This window comes from Phyllobacterium sp. P5_D12 (genome assembly GCF_054049495.1).
The window spans coordinates 1-5,145 of record NZ_JBFUMG010000318.1 but is presented as its reverse complement, the minus strand read 5'-3'; the positions used below and the strand labels follow the sequence as shown (position 1 = coordinate 5,145).

3 protein-coding genes and 1 pseudogene are annotated in these 5,145 nt (G+C 60.4%); 2 read left to right on the top strand and 2 right to left on the bottom strand.

What is annotated here, in order from left to right:
• Together ACXJ5O_RS18200 and ACXJ5O_RS18195 are read right to left on the bottom strand one after the other, a co-directional pair.
• Positions 1 to 1,243: cisplatin damage response ATP-dependent DNA ligase (locus ACXJ5O_RS18200; protein WP_457301118.1), on the bottom strand; the 1,243-nt coding region annotated here is incomplete at its 3' end.
• Entirely contained in the window at positions 1,243 to 2,259 is a 1,017-nt protein-coding gene (locus ACXJ5O_RS18195; RefSeq protein ID WP_457301117.1) for a ligase-associated DNA damage response exonuclease, read from the bottom strand. The genes ACXJ5O_RS18195 and ACXJ5O_RS18200, both read right to left, overlap by 1 nt.
• Positions 2,260 to 2,367: 108 nt before the next feature.
• On the opposite strand from ACXJ5O_RS18195, the gene ACXJ5O_RS18190 reads away from it, so the two are divergent.
• Positions 2,368 to 4,887, top strand: a complete 2,520-nt coding sequence (locus tag ACXJ5O_RS18190) for a ligase-associated DNA damage response DEXH box helicase (RefSeq protein WP_457301116.1) — start codon at positions 2,368 to 2,370, stop codon at positions 4,885 to 4,887.
• Positions 4,888 to 4,904: 17 nt separating this feature from the next.
• Positions 4,905 to 5,145 (top strand): annotated as a pseudogene (locus ACXJ5O_RS18185) (ligase-associated DNA damage response endonuclease PdeM); the annotation flags it as partial.

The following is a 5,145-nucleotide window of genomic DNA, read 5'->3' as shown; positions in this document are numbered from 1 at the left end:
GGGCATAGACGAGCACAGCATCGATGATGAAGGGATCGCGCTTCCATTTGAACCACGGACCTTTCGGCCGGCCCGGCACATAGGCCGACGAGCGCTGCTTCAGCATCAGCCCTTCGATGATCGGATGCGGCGGGTTCTTGCGCAGTTCGACGAGGTCCTCGAAGTTTTCGAAAGGAACCAGCGGTGAAAGATCGAAGCGCGTTGGTTCCAGGTGTTTGACAAAGGATTCGAGGCGGGTGCGCCGTTCGTCAAATGGAAATGCGCGGATATCCTCCTTGCGGTCAAAAAGCAGATCGTAGAGCCGGACAAAGGCAGGATGGCTTTCCAGCTGCTTGGCCGAGACGGTCTTGCGGTTGAGGCGCTGCTGCAGGTCGCCGAAAGCGCCGATCTCGATAGCGGCATCGACGCTGCGCGCAACGAGCAATTCGCCGTCGAGGGTGCCTTCGAAACTCATGAAATCGGCAATGTCGGGAAAGGCATGGGAGATATCATCGCCGGTGCGTGAATAGATGCGACGCCTTCCGCCCTCGGCGGTCAACTGCACGCGAATGCCATCCCACTTCCACTCGGCGGCGTAGTCCTCCGCATTGATTCTGGCATAGTCCGGTTCTTCGAGCGGTGTCGACAGCATGACCGGGCGGAATGGCGCCAGGCCAAGGCTTTCCGGCTTGTCGGCAGTCTTCTCCAACCAGGCGAATAGCGGTTGGTAGGGCGGCTTCAGGCCATGCCATAGCTCTTCGATCTCTGTAACATCGACTTCGCCGAATTGTGCCAGCGCCTGCTTGGCAAGCCGGGCTGAAACCCCGATGCGCATGCCACCGGTGACGAGCTTCAGCAGCGCATACCGGGCAGATGCATCGAGCTGGTCCAGCCATTTCTCGACAAGCCTTAACGCGTCGCTGCGCGAGGCATGCTCCAGAGAAGTGACGACATCGCCGAGCGTCGGCACGGCATTGGCACGCAGCGGTTCATCCGTTGACCAGACCAGCGAGATGGTTTCGGCGAGATCGCCGACGTAATCGTAGGAATAAGCGAAAAGCTGCTCATCCATACGCTCGGCAATCAAGGCGCGTAGCATCGCAGGCTTGACATTGGCGATGTTGAGATCGCCGGTGATGGCGGCAAGCGCCAGGCCGCGATCCGGATCAGGCGTATCGCGAAAATAATCGACAAGCAGCGTGAGCTTGCCGTTGCGCGCGGGGGTCAAGACCAGCCGATCAAGGAGTTGGGCGAATTCCTCCATCAATCGCCCTCGTCTTCGTAGCCAACGAGATGCAGCGGTCGCGCCGCAAAATCGTTCAGCTCGCACCAGCGCACCAAGGCTTCCTCGCGTCCGTGCGTGACCCAGACCTCGCGCGGTCCAAGCTCGGTGATCGTGGCGGTCAACTCGTCCCAGTCGCAATGGTCGGAAAGAATGATCGGCAGTTCGACACCGCCCTGGCGCGCCCGCTGGCGGATTCGCATCCAGCCCGAGGCAAAGCACGAGACCGGATCGGGAAAACGCCGCGCCCAGCGATCGAGAAAGGCCGAAGGCGGCCCGATGACGATAGCGCCGGCGAAATCCTGCACGCTGCCTGTCTCGGTGGTCGCCGGTGCCAAAGTTCCGAGATCGATGCCCTGCGACTGGTAGTAGCCGCAGAGTTTCTCAAGGGCACCGTGGATATAGATGGTCTGGTCATAGCCGGCATCGCGCAGCATACGGATGACCCGCTGTGCCTTGCCGAGCGCATAGGCGCCGACGAGATGCGAGCGCTCTGGGAACTGCTCGACGGATTTCAAAAGCTTGGCGATCTCGTCGCGGCTGTCCGGATGGCGGAAGACCGGCAGCGCGAAGGTGGCTTCGGTGATGAAGACATCGCAGGCGACGGGTTCGAAACCGAGGCATGTTGGATCGGCGCGGCGCTTGTAATCGCCGGAGGCGACGATGCGCATGCCGTCCTTCTCTACAGCGATCTGCGCCGATCCGAGCACATGGCCGGCCGGGTGAAAACTCACGCTGACATCATTGATCTCGATGGATTTGCCGAGGTCTGCGGCCTGTGTTTCGCCGGCGAAATTCGCGCCATAGCGCAAGCCCATGATGTCGAGCGTCTGCTGCGTTGCCATCACCTTGCGGTGACCGGAGCGGGCGTGGTCGGAATGGCCATGGGTGATCAGAGCGCGATCGACGGGACGAACGGGATCGATATGGAAATCACCGGCCGGGGAATAGAGGCCGGCAGGTGTTGAACACAGCAGAGCTTCGGGACGTTTCAGCAAGACATTCCTCGGTTTTACCACCTAACGAACATAGGCCGCATTTGGCTCCGCGCAATCCTGACAAACAATGTCTTGGCGCTTTGAGGCCGCGCAACTACATTCGCTGCAGTGAGTACCAGCAAATCACCCCTGGCCGAGATTGGCACCCCTCTTCTGCCGCCGTCCTTCCTGAACTGGTTTCAGTCGAAGGGCTGGTTGCCGCGCGCCCATCAACTTGCACTGTTGCAGGAATCGGAACAGGGAAATTCGACCCTTCTGATAGCGCCGACAGGCGCGGGCAAGACGCTGGCTGGATTTCTGCCGGCACTGGTCGACCTGGCGCAACGCGGCAAGAGCAATGCGTCGAGCCGCGGTATCCATACGCTGTATATCTCGCCGCTGAAGGCGCTGGCTGTCGATATCCATCGCAACCTCGAAAAGCCCATCTCGGAGATGGGTCTCGATATCTCGCTCGAGACGCGCACCGGCGATACGCCCGCCTATAAACGGCAGCGGCAGAAACTGGCGCCGCCGGATATATTGCTGACGACGCCCGAACAGCTGGCACTTCTGATCGCGGCCAAGGATGCCGGGCGCTTCTTCGAGGATCTGCGCTATGTGATCTTCGATGAGTTGCATTCCCTCGTTACGTCCAAGCGGGGTCACCTTTTGTCTCTTGGATTGGCAAGGCTGCGGCGCTTGCAACCCGGCGTGCAGACGATAGGACTTTCCGCCACTGTCGCCGACCCGGATGGGTTGCGGCGCTGGCTCCTGCCGCAGACCAGCGATGCACCAATGGCCAGTCTTGTCACGGTGGAAGGCGGTGCAAAACCGCACATCACCATTCTGGAATCGGACGATCACGTGCCGTGGGCCGGGCATTCGGCTGTCTATGCGCTGCCTGGCATCTACGATGCGATCAAGCGGCATGGCACGACGCTGATCTTCGTCAACACGCGCAGCCAGGCCGAGCGGCTGTTTCACGATCTTTGGATGGCGAATGACGACAATATGCCGATCGCGCTGCATCACGGCTCGCTCGATGTTGGCAAGCGCCGCAAAGTGGAGCAGGCCATGGCGGCCAATGCTTTGCGGGCCGTGGTCGCGACGTCGACGCTCGATCTCGGCATCGACTGGGGYGATGTCGATCTCGTCRTKCATGTCGGSGCGCCCAAGGGCGCSAGCCGSCTSGCGCAGCGCATCGGCCGMKCCAACCACCGCATGGACGAACCCTCGCGCGCGATCCTCGTTCCGGCCAATCGCTTCGAGGTGATGGAATGTCAGGCGGCGCTGGACGCCAATTATATCGGCGCGCAGGATACCCCGCCACTGGGTGACGGTTCGCTGGACGTGCTGGCACAGCACGTGCTCGGCATGGCTTGCGCCGAGCCGTTCCGCGCAGACGATCTCTACGCTGAAGTCACCACCGCCCTGCCCTATGCGGCGCTGCCACGCGAGACCTTCGATCGCATCGTCGATTTCGTTGCGACCGGCGGGTATGCGCTGAAAAGCTATGAACGCTTCGCCAAAATCAAGCAGACGGCGGATGGTACCTGGCGTGTGACGCATCCGCGCTTTGCCCAGCAGTACAGGTTGAATGTCGGCACCATTATCGAAGCGCCGAGCCTCAACGTGCGACTCACCCGCCAGCGCGGCAAGGGCGGCAATGTGCGTGGGGGGCCGGTGCTCGGCAAGGTAGAGGAGTATTTCGTCGAGTCGCTCAGTCCGGGCGAGACCTTCTTCTTTTCTGGCCGCGTGCTGCGCTTCGAGGGAATTCGCGAGAACGAATGCATTGTCACAAACGCTGAAGGATTCGACGCCAAGATACCGTCCTATGAGGGCGGCAAGTTCCCTCTGACCACTTATCTCGCAGATCAGGTTCGCGGTATATTGGCTGATCCCGCCCGTTGGGGCGCCTTGCCTGACCAGGTCAGCGACTGGCTGCGTATCCAGAAGGAAAAATCCGTGCTGCCGCAGCCAGGCAGCCTGCTTGTCGAAACCTTCCCGCGCGGCGAGCGATCCTACATGGTGATCTATCCATTCGAGGGCAGGCTGGCACACCAGACGCTCGGAATGCTGCTCACCCGGCGGCTGGAACGCGCCAAGGCGAGGCCCCTTGGCTTTATCGCCACCGACTATGCCGTATCGATCTGGGGCCTGCGCGACATGGGGCGGATGTTCAAAAATGGCGAATTGCCGCTTTCGGAGCTCTTCGACGAGGATATGCTGGGGGACGATCTCGAAACCTGGCTTTCGGAGAGTTTCATGCTGAAGCGCACCTTCCGCAATTGCGCGCTTATCTCCGGGCTTGTGGAAAAGCGTCATCMCGGACAGGAAAAATCCGGACGGCAAGTGACGGTTTCCACCGATCTGATCTACGACGTGCTGCGTGAGCATGAGCCCGATCACATCCTCATTAAGGCGACGCGCGCCGATGCTGCAACGGGTCTTCTCGACATTCGGCGTTTGAGCGATATGCTAAGCCGAATCAAGGGTCATATCGTTCACAAGAACCTCGACCAGATCTCGCCTTTTGCCGTTCCCGTTATGATGGAGATAGGCAAGGAACGTGTCCCCGGTGAAGCGCATGAGACGCTTCTGGAAGAGATCGCCGACGAACTGACCCGGGAAATGATGGATCATAAATGACGCCGGTGTTTCAGACGATCAAGACAGCCTTGCATGGTGCAGCCGAAGTGACTGTCGCCGGGCACAGCGGTGTTTGCGATCCGTCGGGTGCACTTTATCTCGAAAGTGACCGCATCCTCGTTGTCTCGGACCTGCATTTTGAAAAGGGCTCGTCATTTGCCCGGCGCGGCATGCTRCTGCCGCCATACGACACGGCGACGACGCTTGCCGCGCTTGCGAAGATAATCGCGCGCTACAACCCGACCTGCGTGATAAGTC